General features: G+C 41.9%; 26 protein-coding genes. 17 read left to right on the top strand and 9 right to left on the bottom strand.

Features of this window, described 5'->3' with window-relative positions; genetic code table 11:
• The first annotated feature begins 2 nt into the window (after window positions 1-2).
• The 4 genes from ACQKL0_RS02325 (at window position 3) to ACQKL0_RS02310 (ending at window position 3786) form a co-directional block, all read left to right on the top strand.
• Window positions 3-872 (top strand): Cof-type HAD-IIB family hydrolase, encoded by an 870-nt coding sequence (locus tag ACQKL0_RS02325; RefSeq protein WP_427685969.1) that lies wholly within the window; start codon window positions 3-5, stop codon window positions 870-872.
• Window positions 873-899: 27 nt separating this feature from the next.
• Window positions 900-1976 carry a PQQ-dependent sugar dehydrogenase gene (locus ACQKL0_RS02320; protein WP_427685967.1) on the top strand — a complete coding sequence of 359 codons (1077 nt, stop codon included), beginning with the start codon at window positions 900-902 and terminating at the stop codon, window positions 1974-1976.
• 160 nt (window positions 1977-2136) lie between these two features.
• A complete protein-coding gene (locus tag ACQKL0_RS02315) occupies window positions 2137-2562 on the top strand; it encodes a MarR family winged helix-turn-helix transcriptional regulator (RefSeq protein ID WP_402870177.1) in 426 nt (141 codons plus the stop codon).
• Window positions 2563-2577: 15 nt separating this feature from the next.
• Window positions 2578-3786 (top strand): MFS transporter, encoded by a 1209-nt coding sequence (locus tag ACQKL0_RS02310; protein ID WP_402870180.1) that lies wholly within the window; start codon window positions 2578-2580, stop codon window positions 3784-3786.
• Window positions 3787-3930: 144 nt separating this feature from the next.
• Here ACQKL0_RS02310 and bshB2 read toward each other — a convergent pair whose 3' ends face one another.
• From bshB2 to pdxK, 3 genes are all read right to left on the bottom strand, one after another.
• Complete coding sequence (gene bshB2 / locus ACQKL0_RS02305; RefSeq protein ID WP_402870183.1) at window positions 3931-4596, bottom strand: bacillithiol biosynthesis deacetylase BshB2; 666 nt, start codon at window positions 4594-4596, stop codon at window positions 3931-3933.
• A 102-nt stretch (window positions 4597-4698) separates the two neighbouring features.
• Window positions 4699-5046, bottom strand: coding sequence for a YojF family protein (locus ACQKL0_RS02300; RefSeq protein WP_402870186.1), 348 nt, complete (start codon window positions 5044-5046; stop codon window positions 4699-4701).
• A gap of 126 nt (window positions 5047-5172) precedes the next feature.
• Window positions 5173-5991: a pyridoxine/pyridoxal/pyridoxamine kinase gene (gene pdxK, locus ACQKL0_RS02295; RefSeq protein ID WP_402870188.1), complete on the bottom strand. Its 819-nt coding sequence runs from the start codon at window positions 5989-5991 to the stop codon at window positions 5173-5175.
• Window positions 5992-6427: 436 nt separating this feature from the next.
• Between pdxK and mobA the strand changes: the two genes are divergently transcribed.
• From mobA to ACQKL0_RS02275, 4 genes are read left to right on the top strand one after another with little or no spacing between them, the layout of a single operon-like run.
• Complete coding sequence (gene mobA, locus ACQKL0_RS02290; RefSeq protein WP_427685965.1) at window positions 6428-7057, top strand: molybdenum cofactor guanylyltransferase; 630 nt, start codon at window positions 6428-6430, stop codon at window positions 7055-7057.
• A complete protein-coding gene (locus ACQKL0_RS02285; RefSeq protein ID WP_427685963.1) occupies window positions 7054-7518 on the top strand; it encodes a molybdenum cofactor biosynthesis protein MoaE in 465 nt (154 codons plus the stop codon). The genes mobA and ACQKL0_RS02285 overlap by 4 nt, the downstream gene beginning before the upstream one ends.
• Window positions 7511-7744, top strand: a complete 234-nt coding sequence (moaD, locus tag ACQKL0_RS02280) for a molybdopterin converting factor subunit 1 (RefSeq protein ID WP_402870199.1) — start codon at window positions 7511-7513, stop codon at window positions 7742-7744. Before ACQKL0_RS02285 ends, moaD begins: the two co-directional genes overlap by 8 nt.
• 20 nt (window positions 7745-7764) lie before the next feature.
• Complete coding sequence (locus ACQKL0_RS02275; RefSeq protein ID WP_427685961.1) at window positions 7765-8784, top strand: MoeB/ThiF family adenylyltransferase; 1020 nt, start codon at window positions 7765-7767, stop codon at window positions 8782-8784.
• 81 nt (window positions 8785-8865) lie between these two features.
• Here ACQKL0_RS02275 and ACQKL0_RS02270 read toward each other — a convergent pair whose 3' ends face one another.
• The gene (locus tag ACQKL0_RS02270) at window positions 8866-9213 is read right to left on the bottom strand and encodes a general stress protein (RefSeq protein ID WP_402870203.1); all 348 of its coding nucleotides are present in this window, start codon (window positions 9211-9213) and stop codon (window positions 8866-8868) included.
• A gap of 135 nt (window positions 9214-9348) precedes the next feature.
• Complete coding sequence (locus ACQKL0_RS02265; RefSeq protein WP_427685959.1) at window positions 9349-10782, bottom strand: phospholipase D family protein; 1434 nt, start codon at window positions 10780-10782, stop codon at window positions 9349-9351.
• A gap of 129 nt (window positions 10783-10911) precedes the next feature.
• Between ACQKL0_RS02265 and ACQKL0_RS02260 the strand changes: the two genes are divergently transcribed.
• The 3 genes from ACQKL0_RS02260 to ACQKL0_RS02250 all read left to right on the top strand — a co-directional run bounded on the left by ACQKL0_RS02260 (window position 10912) and on the right by ACQKL0_RS02250 (window position 12507).
• Complete coding sequence (locus ACQKL0_RS02260) at window positions 10912-11610, top strand: uracil-DNA glycosylase (RefSeq protein WP_427685957.1); 699 nt, start codon at window positions 10912-10914, stop codon at window positions 11608-11610.
• A 219-nt stretch (window positions 11611-11829) separates the two neighbouring features.
• Complete coding sequence (locus tag ACQKL0_RS02255; protein ID WP_427685955.1) at window positions 11830-12111, top strand: YwdI family protein; 282 nt, start codon at window positions 11830-11832, stop codon at window positions 12109-12111.
• 27 nt (window positions 12112-12138) lie between these two features.
• Window positions 12139-12507, top strand: coding sequence for a DUF423 domain-containing protein (locus ACQKL0_RS02250; protein WP_402870213.1), 369 nt, complete (start codon window positions 12139-12141; stop codon window positions 12505-12507).
• Between the two features lie 102 nt (window positions 12508-12609).
• Here the strand turns inward: ACQKL0_RS02250 and gerQ are convergent, their stop codons facing one another.
• Together gerQ and hemQ are read right to left on the bottom strand one after the other, a co-directional pair.
• Window positions 12610-13116 carry a spore coat protein GerQ gene (gerQ, locus tag ACQKL0_RS02245; protein WP_407408111.1) on the bottom strand — a complete coding sequence of 169 codons (507 nt, stop codon included), beginning with the start codon at window positions 13114-13116 and terminating at the stop codon, window positions 12610-12612.
• A 337-nt stretch (window positions 13117-13453) separates the two neighbouring features.
• Window positions 13454-14203, bottom strand: a complete 750-nt coding sequence (hemQ, locus tag ACQKL0_RS02240; RefSeq protein WP_402990530.1) for a hydrogen peroxide-dependent heme synthase — start codon at window positions 14201-14203, stop codon at window positions 13454-13456.
• Window positions 14204-14458: 255 nt separating this feature from the next.
• Between hemQ and pta the strand changes: the two genes are divergently transcribed.
• Together pta and ACQKL0_RS02230 are read left to right on the top strand one after the other, a co-directional pair.
• A complete protein-coding gene (gene pta, locus ACQKL0_RS02235) occupies window positions 14459-15445 on the top strand; it encodes a phosphate acetyltransferase (RefSeq protein ID WP_402870221.1) in 987 nt (328 codons plus the stop codon).
• Between the two features lie 33 nt (window positions 15446-15478).
• Window positions 15479-16330 (top strand): lipoate--protein ligase family protein, encoded by an 852-nt coding sequence (locus ACQKL0_RS02230; protein WP_402990527.1) that lies wholly within the window; start codon window positions 15479-15481, stop codon window positions 16328-16330.
• A 211-nt stretch (window positions 16331-16541) separates the two neighbouring features.
• Here the strand turns inward: ACQKL0_RS02230 and ACQKL0_RS02225 are convergent, their stop codons facing one another.
• Window positions 16542-17300, bottom strand: a complete 759-nt coding sequence (locus tag ACQKL0_RS02225) for an RsfA family transcriptional regulator (protein WP_402990524.1) — start codon at window positions 17298-17300, stop codon at window positions 16542-16544.
• A 328-nt stretch (window positions 17301-17628) separates the two neighbouring features.
• Between ACQKL0_RS02225 and ACQKL0_RS02220 the strand changes: the two genes are divergently transcribed.
• The 3 genes from ACQKL0_RS02220 (at window position 17629) to ACQKL0_RS02210 (ending at window position 19928) form a co-directional block, all read left to right on the top strand.
• Entirely contained in the window at window positions 17629-17850 is a 222-nt protein-coding gene (locus tag ACQKL0_RS02220) for a DUF1450 domain-containing protein (RefSeq protein ID WP_402870227.1), read from the top strand.
• A 228-nt stretch (window positions 17851-18078) separates the two neighbouring features.
• Window positions 18079-19386 carry an HD domain-containing protein gene (locus tag ACQKL0_RS02215; protein WP_403079728.1) on the top strand — a complete coding sequence of 436 codons (1308 nt, stop codon included), beginning with the start codon at window positions 18079-18081 and terminating at the stop codon, window positions 19384-19386.
• Between the two features lie 32 nt (window positions 19387-19418).
• Window positions 19419-19928 (top strand): YwgA family protein, encoded by a 510-nt coding sequence (locus ACQKL0_RS02210; RefSeq protein ID WP_402870231.1) that lies wholly within the window; start codon window positions 19419-19421, stop codon window positions 19926-19928.
• Between the two features lie 28 nt (window positions 19929-19956).
• Here ACQKL0_RS02210 and ACQKL0_RS02205 read toward each other — a convergent pair whose 3' ends face one another.
• Complete coding sequence (locus tag ACQKL0_RS02205; RefSeq protein ID WP_402870233.1) at window positions 19957-20142, bottom strand: 2-hydroxymuconate tautomerase; 186 nt, start codon at window positions 20140-20142, stop codon at window positions 19957-19959.
• Window positions 20143-20280: 138 nt separating this feature from the next.
• Between ACQKL0_RS02205 and ACQKL0_RS02200 the strand changes: the two genes are divergently transcribed.
• Window positions 20281-20949, top strand: coding sequence for a site-2 protease family protein (locus ACQKL0_RS02200; protein WP_427685953.1), 669 nt, complete (start codon window positions 20281-20283; stop codon window positions 20947-20949).
• The last annotated feature ends 6 nt before the right edge of the window (window positions 20950-20955 follow it).

Genomic DNA, 20955 nt, shown 5'->3' with positions numbered 1-20955 from the left:
AAATGATTAAAACGATTGCGATTGATATGGACGGAACATTACTGAATAAAATGCAAACGGTGAGTGAAGAAAATAAATCAGCGATTCATAAGGCTCAAGAAGAAGGGATCGAAGTCATCATTGCTACTGGAAGATCGTTTGAGGAAGCCAGATATGCTTTAGATAAAGTGGGCCTTGAATGTCCGATCATCTGCGTGAATGGCGCTGCCCTCTTCACGCAAGAAGGGAAGGTAGCGGCTTCCCATCCAATGCAGATAGCTTCCGTAAAGAATGCAGCGGAGTGGCTTGAAGAACGGGGAATCTATTTCGAAATTTATACGAGCAAAGGAATTTTCTCTAAAAACTACGAGACCGCAATCGATGCCCTTGTGGATGTAATGGTTACGGCAAATCAGGATATTGACCCGTCCCAAATTAGAAAGTATGCAGAGGCTCGTCTACAATTGGGACATGTTACATCCATTGCGGATTATACTGAGCTTTTCGACCAAGCTGAGTTGGAACTATATAAAATCCTTGGTTTCTCCACGGATTTGCAGGTATTGGACCAAGCTGCCTCGCGGTTCAAAATGGATGAAGGGACTGCTGTCACCTCTTCGGGTCGTGAGAATGTGGAAATCACGAGCAAACATGCCCAAAAAGGAATCGTACTCGAAAAGTATGTGAACGAAAAAGAAGGCTCTATGCAGGAGACGATGGCCATTGGAGATAATTATAATGATATATCCATGTTTGAAAGAGTGGGTTTATCCGTCGCAATGGGAAATGCCCCGACCGACATTCAAAACCTTTGTGATGAAGTGACAGGGACAAATGAAGAACATGGAGTAGCGAAGGCCATTTTAAAGGTTCTTAAGAAGACAATCGAATAACTCGGCAAACCGAGGGAGGGAATTTATTTGAAAAGATGGTGTTCATTGATCCTCATGATTACGTTGGCCTTGACGGGATGTTCAGGGGGAGAGGGAAATAACGGAGCACAGCCTGAGGAAGACTCAACAGAAACGGCGATAGATGGCCCTGAGGTACTGGTAACGAACCTGGCTTCTCCATGGTCGATTCAGAAAGATGGAGAGACTTTGTATGTTTCAGAACGGTCAGGCACCATCGTGCAATGGAAGAATGAGCATATGGAGAGGCAGAAGGTTCAGCTGGAAAAGAAGTTGTCCTCAAAGGCAGAAGCTGGATTGCTTGGATTTGTGCTCGACCCTGACTTTTCGAAGAACCATCAAGCTTTTGCCTATTACACCTACGAGGAAAACGGAAAACCATCCAATCGGATCATCACGCTCCAACAGGTGGATGATACATGGAGAGAGAAGGAAATTCTAATCGACAAGATTCCAAGTGGTGACTATCATCATGGAGGACGCTTAAAGATTGGCCCCGATGGAAAACTATTTGCCACAACAGGAGATGCAAGGGAACCAATGATTGCCCAGGATCTTGATTCTTTAGGTGGCAAGCTTTTGCGTTTGAATCTTGACGGAACCATCCCCGACGATAATCCTTTCGAGAATTCCTATATTTTTTCTTACGGACATCGCAATCCGCAAGGCCTCGCTTGGGATGAAACGGGACAACTGTTCGAAAGTGAACATGGTGAATCTGCACATGATGAATTAAACGCGATTCTCCCTGGAAAGAATTATGGCTGGCCGGAAATAGAGGGAAGTGAGGCACAATCAAATATGGAAGCTCCTATGATTCATTCCGGAAATGATACATGGGCACCTTCTGGGATTGCGTATTCAGATGGCAAGCTTTTTGTTGCTGCCTTAAGGGGAGAAGCACTTAAGAGGTATGATATAAAAATTGGGGAAATGACGGATTTAGTTACCGATTCTGGCCGGATACGAGATGTGTTAGTAGACGGGGGATTCCTATATTTTATTAGCAATAATACAGATGGGCGTGGAAAGGCCGATCGTAATGATGATAAACTTTATCGTTTGCCCTTAGCTAAGTCCCATTAAGAGATGTCCTGTAAAGGGCATTTTTTTTATGCTTCCAAGGAGGAGTGGGAATACTGATAATGTGTGAGTAGTATCTGGATAAATCAATAGGGATTGGCTGGACAATTCAGATGAATCGTAGTATAGTTACCTAGGTAACTAATTTTCAGGGGGAATACCTTTGTTTTTACGTGATGGTTTATTTTTTCACCATAACCTGCAATTCTCAAGAACGTTCACCAAGAAGTTAAATGAGCAGCTGGCAAAGGTCGATCTTTTTCATTCTCAATGGATGATTATCTATTATCTGAAGGAATATGGTAGTACCACGTTGGTTGAAATCAGCAATTACTTAGATGTCGAGAAACCGACAGTAACCCGGACGGTGAATCGATTGGAAGAACGAAAATTAATCGAACAAATACCGGGAAAAGATAAACGGGAACGGAGAATTCAGTTAACTGATTTAGGTGAAAAAACATACCTAAAAGCTAGAAAGGCAGTAGATGAATTCGAACTTCAATTAATAGATGGTTTGTCTGAAGAGGACTGGGAAGCAACATTGCGGACCTTAAAATTCTTAAAGGAAAAGTTACAACAATCGTAAGGAAGAAGGATTGAAATGAATCAAAAAACAAAATTGTGGACGAAAGACTTTATTATTGTTTCGTCCGCAAACTTTTTTCTCTTTTTAACGTTTTATGTCTTGATGGTCACTTTGACCCTTTATACGATGGATAATTTCCATTCTTCTCAAGCTCAAGCCGGACTGGCGTCGAGTATTTTTGTCTTGGGAGCAGTACTTGTACGACCAATCGCCGGAAAAAAGATTGATCAATTAGGTCGGAAGAAAATGCTTATTGGTTCGTTGGTATTATTTTTTATAGCCTCCGTTTTCTATCTGCAAGTGGATAGTTTGCCGCTTTTATTTATTGATCGGTTGGTTCATGGTATCTCATTTGGTCTCGCTACAACGGCCACTGGAACAATTGTTGCTGATATCATACCGAATGAAAGACGTGGTGAAGGTACGGGATACTTTGCCATGAGTACAAACCTGGCCATGGCATTTGGTCCATTTATCGGATTGTTCATAACCCAGCATTTTAGCTACTCCTTTATTTTCTATGCCGCGTCACTATTCGCTGCATTCTCTTTAGCGGCTTCTTTATTTTTATTTGTACCTGAGGCAACAAAAGATCAAGCGCCTCGACCACGGGGGTTCAACATCAAAGACTACTTTGAAAAACGTGCTTTGCCGATATCCATACTTGTGATGTTTGCAGGTTTAGCCTATTCGAGCATCTTGTCCTATTTAACTTCTTTTGCAAAGGAAATAAACCTACTGGATGCCGCGAGCTTTTTCTTTGTCGTGTTCGCTATATTCCTTTTAGTTACCCGTCCATTTACAGGGCGTATGTTCGATGTGAAAGGTGAAAATGCTGTAATTTACCCTTCCCTTGTCTTATTTGTAATTGGGATGGTCGTACTAAGTCAATCGCAACATGCCTTGACGCTCTTGATTGCAGGTGCTTTCATCGGTGTAGGATATGGTACGTTTCAGTCAAGCGCACAGGCTATATCCATCAAGGAATCTCCATCAAATCGTATGGGATTGGCAACCTCCACATTCTTTACCTTTTATGACTTTGGAATTGGTTTAGGACCGTTTATGCTAGGGTTCCTCGTTCCTTATACTGGTTTTAAAGGGTTGTTTATCTGCATGGCTGTTCTGTCAGTCTTGTTGATAGTCATTTACTATTTTGTTCATGGTAAAAAGGCATCAGCAAGGGCATCCAGGCAGAATACGGGCGATCAAATGATTTCTTGATTATCCCTTATTTGTTTAAAAATATGGAAAAAGGGGATACTTATTGTATGATTTACTTTTCTAAGTAATCCCCCTTTTTCTACGTCTGTTACAAACAGGCGTTTTTTTATGGAAATAAATAAAAAAACCGCCAAATGGCGGTTTTTAAAATTTGTAGGTCCATAATCGCTCTTTTCGAATCCAGTCGAGGAAATCAGCATCTTGGTTTTCGAATTTTTCCTTCCAATCAACCACCATTGCTTGTGTTTGCGATCGGTGCGCGGTTATGGCCGCTACCTTTTTATCTTCAGCTGCGGTGATGTCATGGATGATATCGGGTTGTCCCAATTCATCGATGCAATTATTGGAAAAGGCGACACAATGGAGCTTTGGACGGTCTTTTTCTTCGATTCTTTCTACAGCGCGAACGACGGCACGTGCTGTCGCTTCATGGTCGGGGTGGACACTGTATCCTGGATAAAACGTTATGACCAATGAAGGATTAAGTTCATTGATGGCCTCTGTGAACAGGGAGGTCAATTTTTCATCATCTTCAAACTCAATCGTTTTATCTCGTAAACCAAGCATGCGCAAGTCTTGGATACCAATGGCATTCGCTGCATCGATTAATTCTCTTTTGCGAATTTTAGGAAGGGACTCTCTAGTTGCGAAAGGAGGATTTCCTAAATTTCTACCCATTTCCCCTAGAGTCAAGCAGAGGTAGGTAATCGGTGTGCCGGCTTCACTATGTAAGGCAAGCATCCCTGAAACAGAAAAGGCTTCATCATCGGGGTGCGGGAAAATCACTAAAATATGCTGTTCTTTTTCCATAATACTCGTCTCCTTTCGTTCTACTTACAATAATTATAAAAGAGTTCCGCCGAAGAGAAGCGTACGTGCGGTATGAATAGAAATGGTGTAAATATCTTTTGGTTATTCAAAGGGAGTAGAACTGATCTGAAGGGAAACGGCAAGTTTTCCCGTGAAATCAAGTCCTGCCAACAATAATCTTCCTTGATCATCGATTTCGAAGTGGTTTACGCCTTCAGCATATACCCAGCCAATCATGAGTTTTAAGCCGACGCGAAAAGGTCCGTCCCCAATAATCTTACCGTGTTCATATTGAATTTGTGCATTACGAATATAAGCGCCTGCTGAAAAAAAAGCTTCATCCACATGGGTGGCATAGGCACCGTTAGTCGTTTCAAGGTGAAGGTATACATCTTTTCCTGCAAATGAATCGATGGCTTTCTGCACCTCTGAACGGTCTATAGGTTTCATTCGACAATTCCTCCTTTACTGGGTAACTATAAGCATTTTCCATCTTTCTATTTTACTAAAGTTAAGCGGAAAAAGCGAAGAGGGCCGCTCGAGTATTTGAGCAACCCTCTTAATTAATAGTATTTTTTATTTTTTAGGCGTCCCATATTTATGGTATGCACCATGATTGACCGGACCTACATAATCATTCATTTTCCAAGAATGACGGACGGCTTCGGTAATGAAGTCTTTTGCGACATAAATGGCTTCACGAGGGCTCTTTCCTTCAGCTAACTGTGCCGTAATGGCAGCTGAAGATGAGCAGCCGGCCCCGTGTGTATTGGTCGTTTCGATTTTTTCGGATTCCAGGATTTCAAACTCTTTTCCATCGTATAAAAGGTCGATGGCTTTGTCATGATCCAGCTTATTACCACCTTTGATCAGAACATATTTGGCACCAAGGGCATGGATTTTCTCGGCAGCCTTTTTCATATCATCAATCGTTTTGATCGGGGCAGTCCCAGCCAATTGTGCAGCCTCGAAAAGGTTTGGAGTAACGACTGTTGCACGTGGAACAAGCAACTCACGAAGTGCGACAGCAGTTTCCGGATGTAAAACTTCATCTTCCCCTTTACATACCATAACCGGGTCGATTACGACCTTATCCAGTTTCAATTCGTCTATTTTACGAGCAACAAGCTCAATGATTTCAACAGAACCAAGCATGCCTGTTTTCATGGCATCTATCCCGATAGAAAGAATCGTTTCTAATTGGGCTTCTAAAATTTCGACCGGTGTAGGGAAAACATTGTGAGACCAACCGTTTTTAGGATCCATGGTGACAATTGTCGTTAAAGCGGACATTCCGTAAATCCCGAATTCTTGAAATGTCTTTAAATCAGCTTGAAGACCTGCACCGCCGCTGGAATCTGAACCAGCAACAGTCATAGCTCTATTCATGGTCATTATGTGACCTCCTCAGGAGTATTGAATGATATGGATATTATCAGTGTACCGTAATATCTTATTTTTAGAATATACCAAAATTTATATTATGTAAAACTAAGAAGATATTTGGAAATACAGGGTTTAAAATGGGGCGGGACATGACATAGAATGAATAAATCTCATCTGGTAATTTTTATGGGATTACAGCCAAATTTTGTATTGAAATGGTGAATTATTCAATGAAAAAGGGATATAATGCGTAAAATCCATTTGAAAATGTAAAACCACGGAGAAATATGCTATATTCAATCTTTTGATAAAGGTGTGAAAGTGTTAATATTTTAAAAGTTGATTTAAACTATTGAGGTACGACCGAATTCGTTTAAAAAGGACTCATTCATTATAACGTTTCCAAATGGTAAAGGGTTCAATCAAATAATAGGAGGTGTTTCAGTTGAATTGTACGATCTTGCTTTTAGCCGGTGGCCAATCAAGCCGAATGGGTGTGAATAAAGCCTTGTTGAAAATAGGCGAGGCGGTGAACATCCAAAGAGTGGCGAACGTCTTTAAAAAGGTTACGGAAAACATCCTGGTTGTTACGAATTCACCTGAAGAATATCATATTCTTGAATTACCTTTCATTCCTGATATATATATAGGTCAAGGTCCGCTTGGAGGACTCCATGCTGGAATGTCCTCTTCCGAAACAGAGCTGCAGGTCCTTAGTGCCTGTGATATGCCTTTTGTAAATGATCAGGCGGTCAATGAAATGCTTTCATGTTATGAATCGGATTTCGATGCCATCATTCCGGAAATCAATGGCAGGCTTCAGCCGCTCTTTGCGGTCTATCACAAAAGGTGCCTACCCTTGTTAACGGAATGTCTGGAGAAGAAGGAATTGAAAATGAAGCTTTTTCTAGAAAAGATCAGGGTGAAAGTCATCAAGGAAACCGACTTTTCGTTATATCATGAAGACCCTGAGCGTTTCCGTCTTCTCTTTTTTAATATGAATACAATGGAAGATTATGAAGAAGCAAAACATATATACCAAACTGAAATTGTCAGAAAGGAAGGTACCCCATGAATTTTGAAATTTCGAAGGAACCGATCGTCATTCAAGAAGTGGTAGATAAAGTAGTTAAGCGGGATGCAGGTGCAGTCACGACCTTCATTGGTACAGTTAGGGAAATGACGAAGGGGAAGAAGACTCTATTCTTAATTTATGAGGCTTATGAACCGATGGCGGTCAAGAAGTTAGAACAAATCGGGATGGAGATTAAGGAGCGCTGGCCTGACGCAGAAACGGCGATCACTCACCGGGTCGGTCAATTGGAAATTACGGATATTGCGGTGGTCATCGCTGTAAGTACACCACATCGTAACGACGCGTATGAAGCTAATCGATATGCCATAGAAAGAATAAAGGAAATCGTTCCGATTTGGAAAAAGGAACATTGGGAAGATGGGGAGACATGGGTTGGCAATCAACTAGAAACCGTATCCTATCCTAATGGAAAGCCAGAAGAGGGGGATCTCGATGATTAAAGTACTTTTGTTTGCTCAACTAAAAGATGAAATGGGAAAAGAGACTATTTCTATAGAAGGAAATGGGTTGAGCGTGGCTCAGCTAAAGGAAAAGATTAGGGCCGAGTTCCATTTGGAAGGTCTGGATACGGTAATGACAGCGGTCAATGAAGAGTTTGCCGGAGACGAAGTGATAGTGGCTGATGGAGATACCATCGCCTTCATACCACCTGTCAGCGGAGGCTAATTAGATAGGGGGGAATCATAGTGATTGAGCGATATTCAAGACAAACCTTGTTTTCTCCGATCGGTGAAGGAGGACAGGCCCACATTCATCAAAAGCATGTCTTGCTTCTGGGAGCTGGAGCGCTTGGTTCCGCTAATGCAGAAGCCTTGACTCGTGCAGGTGTGGGAAAGTTGACCATTGTGGACCGGGATTACGTCGAGTCCAGTAATTTACAACGTCAACAGTTATATACGGAACAGGATGTCGAGGATAAACTGCCAAAGGCCGAAGCGGCAAAGCGGCACTTGCATGCTATTAATCACGAAGTGGATGTAGCGGCGGTCATCATGGATGCCACGGCACGCTCACTTGAACCATTGTTGGGTCATGTGGATTTGATAATAGATGCTACAGATAACTTCGAGACTCGGATGATAATCAATGATTTATCACAAAAGCTTCAAATACCTTGGATATATGGGGCATGCGTAGGCAGTGTTGGCATGACCATGACGATTCTTCCAGATAAAACGCCGTGTATGAACTGCCTGATGAAAACCATTCCGGTACAAGGGATGACCTGTGATACCGGTGGAATCATCTCTCCAGCCGTAACCATGGTAGTGGCTCATCAAACGGCTGAAGCCTTGAAGATTTTAGTCGAAGATTGGGAAGCAGTTCGACCAACGCTTGTTACATTCGATTTATGGCGAAACCAATATCAAACGATTAAATTAACGAAAGCAAAGAGAACGGACTGTCTTTCATGTGGGGAGCAACGGACGTATCCGTTTTTAAATGCGGATAATATGACCAAAACCGCTGTCCTTTGTGGAAGGGATACGGTACAGGTCAGGCCATCAAAGCCATTGAAACTCCAACTAGAGAAGCTGGCCAAAGATTTAAAGGGAAGTGACTATTTAGTCAAGGTTAATCCTTTCCTTCTTTCTTGTGAAAAAGACGGGGAGCGTATGGTCATTTTCCAGGATGGCCGAGCGTTAATTCATGGCACGAAGGATATGGTCCATGCAAAGGCGTTGTATCAAAGAATTCTTGGATAACACAAAAAATGGGGCTCCCGAATGGGGCCTCATTTTATATAGGATGTGATATAGGGTAAATGGGTAATGGGTTAACGGGAATTAATGAGTAACTCCGTCTTTGTTGTCTTGTTTGGATGCAATGATGACGACTTTTCCTTCATCTAACACTTCTTCATAACGTTCCGCTTCTGTTTTGGTAAGTCCAAGATTGCTCATTCGGTTACGTAGTTCGTCCCCACGTGATTTGAAGAGGTTTCCAACTGTATCGAGGAAACCTTGTTCCTTCATGCCGACATCTTCAGTATTTGTATTTTCGGTAAGGTGCTTAGAGCGATCCTTATCGTGAGCAAATAAATATACATCATCCTTCGTATAGCCGGTTGTAACTAACTCATCAATTTTTTCCTTAGCTTGTAAACCGTTTTCTACAACATGTACTTGATACATATAAACTCCTCCTTCAATATTAGTGTAAGACTTTCTTAAATTGGGTAAATGGAATCTTGCATATCTCAGCTTGTTATTAGCTATAGTAGTATATAACCTTATTTAGCCATTGCTAAACATTTACCTTATTAATTATTAATAGGTGGTGAAACGGAACAGCTTTTGCAATCGATAGGTAACATATTTTAAGAACGGTAATTTATCCTGGTATTCGCTATAGTCTGAAGTATATTCGCCCTTTTCATTTTTCCAAAGCCGCTGGAAATAGGCATCCACTTCCTGTGCGACTTCGGTATCTTTAGGGGCATGGATTTCAACATTGGCTTCTAGATTATAATCGTCTAGGTTTCGGGCTGTGTAATTGGCTGATCCTCCAATTATGACGGTTTCCTCTTCTTTTTGAATCGTCATCAGTTTCGTATGGAACTGTTCTTTATCGGTTTTGTACCAACGTATGTTGATATTCCCTTCATCTAGCTTTTCGAATTCGGCTGCAACCGGCAGATTGGGAAGCCCCATTTTTTGACTGCCAAATGCATTTTGATTCGGGTCCAATATCATGTGGATCCGGACACCACTCCTGGCCGCATCGGTCAATGCCTCGACGACGTGTCGGTCAGCGATATAGAACATGGCGAGCTGGATTCGATCGCCTTTATTTGTTTCCCTAATGGCTTTTAGGACATGTTTGTTGATTTTTCCTTCCGTCAATAATTGAACGGAAATGGGGCCATTTTCTTCCTCTGTTCCTTTAACTTCAGGAAATGCCTTCGGACCGTCAGAGAACCTCGATGCGGCTTCTTCCGCTTTGACGAAATCACTGATGATGTTGCCATCCATCTGGAAAGCAATATTGGAATGGAACCCACTTGCATCATGAGGATTTGCGGATGAGATGATGGCTGTCTTTTCAGTAGCTACCACTTTTCTGTGATTGGCTTTGATATTCATTAATCGAAGATAAGACCGTGCCGTGACCTTTGGGGCATTATTAGCCATGGGATTGACAATCCAGCCTTTCCCGCTTTCCCCAAACCATTGGAAAAATGTTCGATATAGTCCGGAATAGAGTGGATTGGGATCCCGGAGTCGGTCCAAGTTGGTTACGACCACTTCGATGTCATTTTGTTTCAGCTTTTCTAACTCGTCTAATTCGTATGCATTATAGGAGGTGTTCACTTCATCGGTAATGAACATAACCTCAAGTTCAGGTTTCTTCTTCTTTTGGGCTATCAGTTTATCTGTTAAAGTCTTGCTTAATTTAGGGAAGTCTACTTTCTCATCATAGAAACTATTAAACAAGAACATATCAATTACGATAAAAGAATCGGCCTCTTCAATTGCATCATAGATGGTCTGGAAGATTCGCTGTTCATGCTGTACCTTTCCTTGTTCATCATGATAAGAGAGATCATAAATGAAATCGATATCCTCGACATGATGTATCTCCCCCTCGTAGGATATTCCTTTGGGCAGGGGTTTATAGCTGTTATAGACAATGACAGCGATGACAACAAGGAGCATACTAACAAGCAAATAAAAACGTTTGCGTTTGTACCATTTTTTCATAGAAAATCCTCCATCTTACTTAAATTGCTTGCTAACTATCTATTTCCCCTTTTTAGGGGTATATAGAAACATGAATCAGAAAATGAGTTTGATATAATAATTGGAAAAGCGAGAAAGGGGCTAGCAATGATGACAAAGCCGATTTTAACGAATGACTGGTGGCCTCTATTGAAAGAGGAATTTAAAAAGCCATATTATCAGGATTTAAAAGAATTCATCACACGAGAATACAATCAGCATGCCATACATCCGAGTCCGGAAGATATTTTTAATGCGCTTCACTGTACACCGTATGAAAAGGTAAAGGTCGTCATTCTTGGCCAGGACCCTTATCATGGACAGGGTCAGGCTCATGGTCTTAGCTTCTCGGTAAAGCCTGACGTCCGCATCCCGCCTTCTTTACGAAATATCTTTAAAGAACTGAAAAGTGATCTGGGTTGTGAGGTTCCTGACAATGGTTACCTAGGCGAATGGGCGGAACAAGGTGTGCTTCTCCTCAATACCGTTCTAACTGTACGTGAAGGGGAGGCACATTCCCACAGGGGCAAAGGGTGGGAGACCTTCACGAATCAAATCATCCAGCTGTTGAATGAGAGGGAGACACCGGTGATTTTCATCCTTTGGGGAAAGCCAGCTCAAACAAAACTGCGTTGGATAGTTGAAAAGCGCCACCCAATCATTACTTCCGTCCACCCGAGTCCGCTGTCTGCTAGCCGTGGTTTCTTTGGCAGTAAGCCATTCTCCAAAACCAATGAACTTCTTATGGAAATGGGATTGGCTCCTATCAACTGGCAAATATCGAACCGCAAAGGGGGCATGATAAATTGAAACGAGTAAATTGCATGGCCTGCAAGCATTTTTATGTGACGTGGGATCCTAAATTCCCCAAAGGTTGCCGCGCCTTTCAATTTAAAACATCCAATCTGCCTTCCCTTGATGTGTATCGCTCCTCGGGTGAGCCTTGTTTGAAGTTCGAATCCAAAGCCAATTGAAAAGTAAGTTTTCTTCCCCCTTAATGTTTGCTATGCTAGGTAGGGAAGTTAAGAAATGTATGCAGACGAGGTGGTAAATGTGGATATCTCATCCAAAAAGATGCTGGATAAAATGGAAGAGCTTGTGACAAAAGCTAAACTGGCGAATTCAGAGACTAAGTTGCAAGGGTATGTAGTTGCCATTCAGGCACTTTGTGAAGTGATGGTGGATGAAAACTCGGAAAATAACAAAATAATGAAGCCCATTACATTCACACAACCTGTTATGTCGAACATACCGAATGCAGAACCGGTTAAAATGGATGAAGCCAATGGGGATTCCTTATTTGATTTTTAAATAAAAAGTAAGAGAGGCGGAGCAATCATGAAATTATTTATCATCTTAGGAGCGTTGAATGCATTCATAGCCGTGGCACTAGGAGCATTTGGCGCACATGGACTAGAAGGGAAAATACCTGATAAGTATTTAGCAACCTGGAATACGGCTGTAGATTATCAAATGTTCCATGCGGCAGGCTTGTTGGTTATCGGTTTGTTGGCGGGGAAAATTACGAGCCCACTCATCAATTGGTCGGGTTGGATGATGTTCATCGGCATTATCATATTTTCTGGTAGCCTTTTCGTTCTGAGTGTCACTCAAATCAAGGTGTTAGGTGCCATCACACCAATCGGTGGCGTTTCGTTTTTAGCAGCTTGGATTCTGATGATCATTGCTGCCTATAAGTATTTATGAAAAATTCAGCTGGCCGCATTCAGGGTCAGCTTTTGTTTTTTGCATGGGTAAAACGAACAGCCTCAAGACTTCTGAGGCTGTTCGTTTTCACATAGTCACTTTCTATCTAGGAGAGTATGTGGTAAGTCCAGCTCCCCCGAATGGATAGTCATACTCAATTTCTTCATCAAAGGTAATGTAATCTAAATATACCATTGGTATCAAATAACGTTTTCCAGTCTGTGGGTCACTGATGATCAGATGATCTCGTCCTGCCGCTTCGATGATTCCCTTGAAGATTTTTGCATTCCATTCTTTATTGTTTTCAAACGTGGTATAAACGGTGGCCAGTTTCCCTTTATTCAACCGTAATATGTTCTCTATATAAGATTGTTCGACTGGGAGCATGCCTGGTACTTGTGGACCGGTAGTGGGCGCGTTCATCGGCGTAGGGATTTGCTGCTGGGTACCGCCTGTAGTGGGCATCTGTGGTTGGTAAGCAGGCTGCTGTTGGTAACCTTGTTGCTGCTGGTATTGACCCTGCTGCTGTCTTTGGGATGGGTCACTTTCATATGGGTTATAAGAGTTTCCTCCATAAGGATAATTGCCATAAGGATTATTTTGTGACATTGCATTCCCTCCTGAAATTCTAGGTTATTTCGGTTCTTGAACAGCTGAACATCCGAGTGTCTTGGCTGGAAGAAACAGTGCGATTTATAGCAGCCGGAGTGGGACGGTTTACATGGATGATCTAGGGCAGACCCGGACACGGCCCAAAAAACCACAATAGTGTTATTACGTGCCAGTAAACTACTACATGTATGGCAGTCTGAAGCTGAATGAGACTGTGAAAAAAATTAGCATCACTAAAGAAAATGTATGGGACGATTCTGGATTTTATGTCATGGTAGTGGAAATAAAAAGGGGATGAAAAAGAAAAGCTCCCGGGATGCCGGAAGCCTTTGTCTTATACATATAAGAAAGTTGGTATGTTATCTTCTGGAAGTATGTTGCCGACGAAGAATGAACCAAATGCAGCATAACGGGCGCTGACTTCATCGAAACGCATTTCATAAATCAACTTTTTGAATTGAAGAACATCATCCGCAAATAGGGTAACGCCCCATTCGTAATCGTCAAAACCGACAGAACCGGAAATGATTTGTTTCACTTTACCGGCATAGCTGCGGCCGATCAAGCCATGCGAACGCATCAAGTTTTTACGTTCTTCCATGGAAAGCATATACCAGTTGTCTTCTCCTTCACGGCGCTTGTCCATCGGATAGAAACATACATGCTTCGCCTGAGGAAGGATTGGATAAAGTCTTGAACGTACATGAGGATTTTGATATGGGTCCTCACCGTCTCCACCTGCTAGATAATTGCTTAATTCCACTACAGAAACGTAAGAATAAGCTGGAATCGTATATTCGGCAAGTTTCGTTTTATTGAATTCATTTTCAATGGCATTCAATTCTTCCATTGTCGGACGGGCAAACATAAGCATGAAGTCGGCTTTTTGTCCTACGATGGAATAAAGGGCATGACTGCCTTCATTGTTACTTTGGGTCGTATTCCATTTATCCAATAAACCTTGGAATTCCGAGATGGCTAATTGACGTTCGTCACTTGACAACGTTTTCCAAGAGGCCCAATCAATCAGGCGGAAATCATGTAGACAATACCATCCATCAAGAGTTTGTGCTGCTTCACTCATTACGATCACTCCTATGTCTTAATATAACTTTAATATAACATAGTTTCAGTATAAGGAAATTTATATCAGGCCGCAAATGTCTGCAGTCATTCTTCTTTGTTCAAGGAATGTTCATATGTACGATTTTACGAAGAAGACCAATGATTCTGGAATTTAAATAGCGGCTAGAGTATTCTTAGAAGAAGAGCATGAAGTTTACGAAGTGGGTAATATAGGAATGAATAGAAGGTACATACATTCAAGGAGGATGAGCTTGTGAGCGATTTATTTGAAATTTTAGAATCGAAGATAACAGGGAATAATCTAAAAATCGTTTTTCCAGAAGGGCTGGATGGACGCGTTTTGGGAGCAGCGGGAAGGCTTGCTAAAGCGAAATTATTAACACCTGTATTAATTGGCGATATCGGCAAAATTCAAGAGAAAGCCAAAGACCTCAAAATTTCTCTGGATGCCATTGAAATTTACGATCCGAAAAACTACATCATGATGGATGAGATGGTTGAAGCTTTTGTTGAGGTTAGGAACGGAAAAGCCTCCGTTGAGCAAGCCCGTGAAATCCTCTTGGATGAGAATTACTTTGGAACGATGCTCGTTCATATGAAACAGGCGCATGGAATGGTGAGTGGGGCAGCCCATTCAACGGCTGATACAGTCCGACCGGCATTACAAATCATTAAAACAAAGCCAGGTGTTCAAAAAACCTCGGGAGTCTTTATCATGGTCCGTGAAGAGGAAAAGTACGTATTCGCGGATTGTGCCATCAATATTAACCCGGATTCCCGTGATTTGGCTGAAATCGCATTGGAAAGTGCCAAGACGGCCCTGACATTCGATATCGAACCAAGAGTCGCGATGCTGAGTTTTTCTACGAAGGGATCGGCCCATTCACCAGAAACGGAAAAGGTCGTTCAAGCCGTCGCCTTGGCAAAAGAAATGGATCCACACCTTCTCCTGGATGGAGAATTTCAATTCGATGCGGCGTTCGTTCCTTCGGTTGCTAGGCAAAAGGCACCGGATTCTCTCATTCAAGGAGATGCCAATGTCTTTATATTTCCGAGTCTTGAAGCCGGTAATATTAGTTATAAGATGGTTCAGCGTCTGGGTGGTTTCGAAGCGGTGGGTCCAATCCTACAAGGACTTAACCGTCCAGTGAATGATCTTTCCCGTGGCTGCAGCGAAGAGGATGTATATAAATTGGCACTCATCACAGCCGCACAAGGATTCGTTGCGCAATACCAGTAATGACGTGAATGATATTGATAGAGGGAGATTTCTATGAGTGAAACAGATTCATTATTAAGGCAGCAAGAATGGCGGATAATTGACCAGTCATCGGTTGGTCCCCAGTTTCCAGCCCTAGAATCCTTTGCGATGGATGATACATTATGTGCCTCCGTAGGTTCCGGCCGCTCGACGGCCGTAGCCAGGGCTTGGGTGCATCATCAAACCATCGTACTTGGTATTCAGGATACGAAACTTCCTTTTCTTAAAGAGGGAATTAATTATTTGGATAAGCACGATTTCAAGGCGATTGTACGGAACTCAGGAGGGTTGGCCGTCGTGTTAGATGAAGGAGTCCTGAATGTATCACTCGTTTTCCCTGAAAGCGAACGGAAAATCGAAATAAACCGTGGATATGATGCCATGTGGGAACTGATTAGACGTATGTTCAGCGATTTCCCGGTTAGCATCGAAGCAAAAGAAATCGTGGGCTCCTATTGTCCAGGGAGCTATGACTTAAGTATCGATGGCAGGAAATTTGCCGGTATATCGCAACGCCGGATCCGCAATGGTGTGGCTGTACAAATATACATATGCGTCAATGGAAGTGGTGCACAAAGGGCCGAACTTGTGAAAGGTTTCTATCAGACCGCCAAAAAGCAGGTCGAAACGAAATTCACTTATCCGGATATCACTCCTTCCGTAATGGCCTCGCTTACTGAGTTATTGGGGGTTAAGTTAACTGTCCAAGATGTTATGCTCAGATTCCTGAACGTATTGAAGGAGCATAGTGGGAAGATATTTTCCGATTCCCTTTCGGCACAAGAGTGGCCTTTATATGAAGGGTACTTAACAAGAGTGGTAGAACGTAATAACAAAGTCTTCGATGCATTGGAAGATAAATAAATGGTAAAAAGCTGTTCCTGAAGGAAGGGACAGCTTTTTCGGTGTTGCTTCCGAGTATAGTATTCACTGAAACTGAAAAAGAAACTTTTAGTAAGAAGATACCAGGCTAATACATGAAAAAAGAGCCCTTTCCAGACTCATTTTTCGGAAAATGTATAGGGAATGGCTATTTGTCATGTGGTTGACCTGATAAAAGGCCCCCGCATTATCTTTATTCAGCCATTTTCTCCAGATTTCCATTTCGGTCCATCTTGAATTTTGTGGCCGGGCGCTCTTCCTCCTCTAATAGGACTAGCTTCCTGGCACGATTCATGATATTCATCAATGTTTCGTAATCTTCCTGCATCAAGCCGCTATTTTGTTCAAGGTGGGATACTTTATTTTGAAGTTCTTCATTCCGTCCTTTTAACTCTTTTATTTCTAACTTCAAGCGTTCATTTTCAGTTTGTAATGTTTCGGCTTGTAGCAATCGCCCATTCATGGACTCCAAATAAGCGATAACCATATCCAGGCCCATTGCCGGCGTGCTGGTAGGCATGTTTGTGTTCCTTTGTTGTGTCGGAACGAACGCTTCATCAGAAAATTCCTCTGCGGTTTCATAATTAGTAGATTCTATTACTGCCGTATCAGTCTCTGATTCCACGTCCTCTTCTTGCAGGAGAGGAGCCATGATATCAGAAATCATTGGGGATGGCGGTGTATAGAGCAGACGTTTTTTTCCTCCCTGATCTTTTCCGAGAATCCGTTGTCTCTGTTTTCTTTGTTTTTTTGCTAGAGACAGCGCCTTATCATAATTATGGCGGACAACTGCATTCCAGCGAAATCCACAAGCTGCGGATGTGCGGTTCAATTTGTCACCGACCTCTTCGAATGCGTTCAGTTGCGTGCTGCCTTCACGTACATGCCGTAATACCGTTTCTGCTAACAGTAAATCATCCTCTTCTGTCCAGGCATCTTGACGAACCTTCATTTCTACATACTCCCTTTCTGGTAACTTTTTAAAATGATCATTATATGAATATCTTGTAACAATGATTGATTAGGTGTTCTACTAGTATTTTGGACAAGATATGGATTTTTTATACAAAAAGGTTAAAAGGATACTAGTTTTTTGTGAGGGAAGGAAGAATAAGTTGAATTGACTTGGTACTTCCCCTATTTGGGGCATCCACTTATGACAAAGCATCTTTTCTCCTTCCATTCCGTCTCTTGATATTCATAGATAGAAACGGTAAAATACCTTTTAGTCACGTAAATAGAACGAAAATCATTTGTTATAGAAAGGATGCTTACCGAGGATGTCCAATGAATTCAGAGTGTGTGATGACTGCCTGGCAGTAAACGTCAAAACATTAATTCCACGGCTGGAAAAGCTTGATCCTGACGCGAAAATTGAAATTGGCTGCCAATCCTATTGTGGTCCGGGCAGGAAAAAATCCTTCGCTTTTGTCAATAACCGCCCAGTTGCGGCCCCGACAGAAGACGAGTTACTAGAGAAAATAGATAAGAAGCTAAAGTAGCTTTATGTATAAATAATTCAGCAGTTTTGAAACGTGAAACATGCGACTCGTCACCCAGATTCAATAAACTGTGGTGATTTTTTAATTCCGTTATTTTCTCTATCAAAATCCATAAAAACTCCTGATTTCATATAAAATCAACAGGCTTTCTATCATGGGTCGAGTTAGGATATTCTATAAAGACAAGCTATAATAAAAGCAATGAGATTATGAAAATGAGGGTAGTCCATGGAATATTCTGGCGAAAAATTACAAGAAGAAAAAGTATTTAAAGACCCAGTACACCGGTATATACACGTTCGGGACCGGGTTATTTGGGATTTGATCGGCACGAAAGAATTCCAGCGTCTTCGCAGAATCAAGCAACTAGGAACGACCTATCTTACCTTTCATGGTGCAGAACATAGTAGGTTTAGCCATTCGCTTGGGGTATATGAGATTGTCCGAAGAATCGTCGATGATGTCTTTGAAGGGAGACCGGAATGGAAACCGGAGGAAAGGCTGCTTTCGCTGTGTGCGGCCTTGCTACATGATTTAGGACATGGCCCATTCTCTCACTCTTTTGAAAAGGTTTTTGATTTGGACCATGAACAGTTCACTCAACAGATCATTATCGGTCATACGGAAGTGAATGAAATCCTTCTCAAAGTTGGACCCGATTTTCCTAAAAAAGTAGCGGAGGTCATTGCCAAAACGTATAAAGGCAAATTAGTAGTCAGCTTGATTTCTAGTCAAATTGATGCCGATAGGATGGATTATCTGCAACGGGACGCTTATTTCACTGGAGTAAGCTACGGCCATTTTGATATGGAGCGGCTATTACGGGTGATGCGGCCGCGTGAGGAGCATGCTGTCATTAAGCAAAGTGGGATGCACGCGGTGGAAGACTATATTATGAGTCGATACCAAATGTATTGGCAGGTCTACTTCCACCCGGTTACACGGAGTGCCGAGGTCATCCTAACGAAAATTTTGCATAGGGCAAAGTATTTATTCGAAACCAACTACCAATTTGCCCAAGAACCCCGTCACTTTTATTCAATGTTCAAGGGCAATGTCACGTTAGAAGATTACTTGAAAATGGATGAATCCGTGATGCTCTACTATTTCGAGGCTTGGGAAGAAGAAGAGGATCCAATCTTAAGGGATTTATGTATCCGTTTCGTGAATCGAAAACTCTTTAAATATGTTGAGTTTCATCCTTCGAATAGTCAAATGAATAAACTAATGGAATTAAGGGCGCTATTCATTGAGGCGGGAATCAATCCTGATTATTATTTAGTCGTCGATTCCTCCTCGGACCTTCCCTATGATTTTTATCGTCCAGGCGAAGAAGAAGAGCGGTTGCCAATCCATTTGCTGCAAACGAATGGCGAACTTCGGGAATTGTCGCGTGAATCCGAAATAGTGGATGCCATTTCAGGAAAAAGACGAACGGATCATAAGTTGTACTTCCCGGCAGATTTACTGCGCGATGAATCAACGAATAAAGATATAAAAAAACAAATCCGTCAGCTATTGGAGCTGTCGATTTAAAGCGGTACATTTTGGGTGAGGAGTGACGAGCCTTGTTTAAGGATCATGCAAACATTATCAATGCCATTTCAACTGCAGGTGAAATTTCAGGTCGAAAAAAGCTGCAAAAAATTGTTTATATAGCGAAGAAGTTATCCTTTCCTTTTCATGAAAAATTTCAATTTCACTTTTACGGACCGTACTCGGAGGAATTGACTTTACGAATAGAGGAACTTTGCGCAATGGGGTACCTGAATGAAGTGAAGGAGAAAAAGGCGGGCTATTATCAATACTGCTATTCCATTACGGAGGCGGGAAAAGACTTCTTGTCGATACAGGAAGTTGATATGCCTTCTCTTGATACATGCTTATTGGATATGAATGAACAAAATGCCCGGTTTTTGGAACTTGTTTCAACGGTCCTTTACTTTGATACGTTGGAAAAGGAAGAGGTCATTGAAAAAATCTTCACGCTGAAAAGCAAGCAAAAATATACGCTTGAAGAAATAGATGATGCATATGAATATATAGAGAAGCTACAAGGAAAAGCTAAGCCGAATTGATGGCTTAGCTTTTACGATTATGAACCTCTTATTGGTCGCTTTTACGAACGCCGGCAACGGCTAAGTGGTTTTTAGCCATTTCTTCGATGAAAATCGTTACAGCTTCGGCTGGTGCACCGGTTGTTTCTGAAACAGCTGCTGTTACTTTTTCAACCAATGCTTTTTTTTGCTCCTCGGTACGGCCTTCAAGCATCTTGACTGTTACATATGGCATTTTCATATTCCCCCATTCTTTTTAATAGATGTAGTGTTTCACATTAGGGAAATATTTGCAAGATACTGAAATCAGAGTTTTTTCACATCTTGAAATTTTCATGTATACTAACGGTAATAAACATTGGGGGAGAAGCTATTGGATCAATTAGGACAGTTTTTGGCTTATAGTTTGGATAGGCTTCCTTACGTGATTGTCGTTCTTTTGATCGCGTTTACGGTTCATGAATTTTCCCATGCCTATGTGGCCTATAAATTTGGGGATCCGACAGCTAAGAATCAAGGAAGGGTCACCTTGAATCCCATACAGCATTTGGATCCAATCGGTACGCTCCTGATTTTGATTGTAGGATTTGGTTGGGCAAGGCCTGTCCCTGTCAATCGGTTTCATTTTAAGAATCCAAGACTGGCTGGCATACTGGTTTCCTTTGCAGGTACGCTCAGCAATCTTCTTGTGGCGACGATAGGCTATTTAATCTGGTACGGGTTACTCGCTTCAGGGCTGGGACCTTACGACATGCCATTCTTCGTGGAACCTTTCTTTACGATGTTGATTCACTTAAATATCGTACTGTTCGTATTCAATTTGATACCACTGCCACCTCTTGATGGGTATCGGATCGTAGAAGATTTGGTTTCGGTGGAAATGCGTGCGAAAATGACTCAGTATGAGCAATACGGATCCTTGATTTTCCTGATTTTAGTCATCACACCGTTGGGTAAATATACAATCAGTCCGATTATGAATGAACTTGTACCATTTGTTCGTGACAATCTCGGACACACTGTAAGTCTTTTGTTTTTTTAATATAGT

This window comes from Peribacillus sp. NPDC097264, assembly GCF_050277925.1.
Classification (GTDB): Bacteria; Bacillota; Bacilli; order Bacillales; family DSM-1321; genus Peribacillus.
This window is presented reverse-complemented; position numbering and strand designations above follow the sequence as displayed.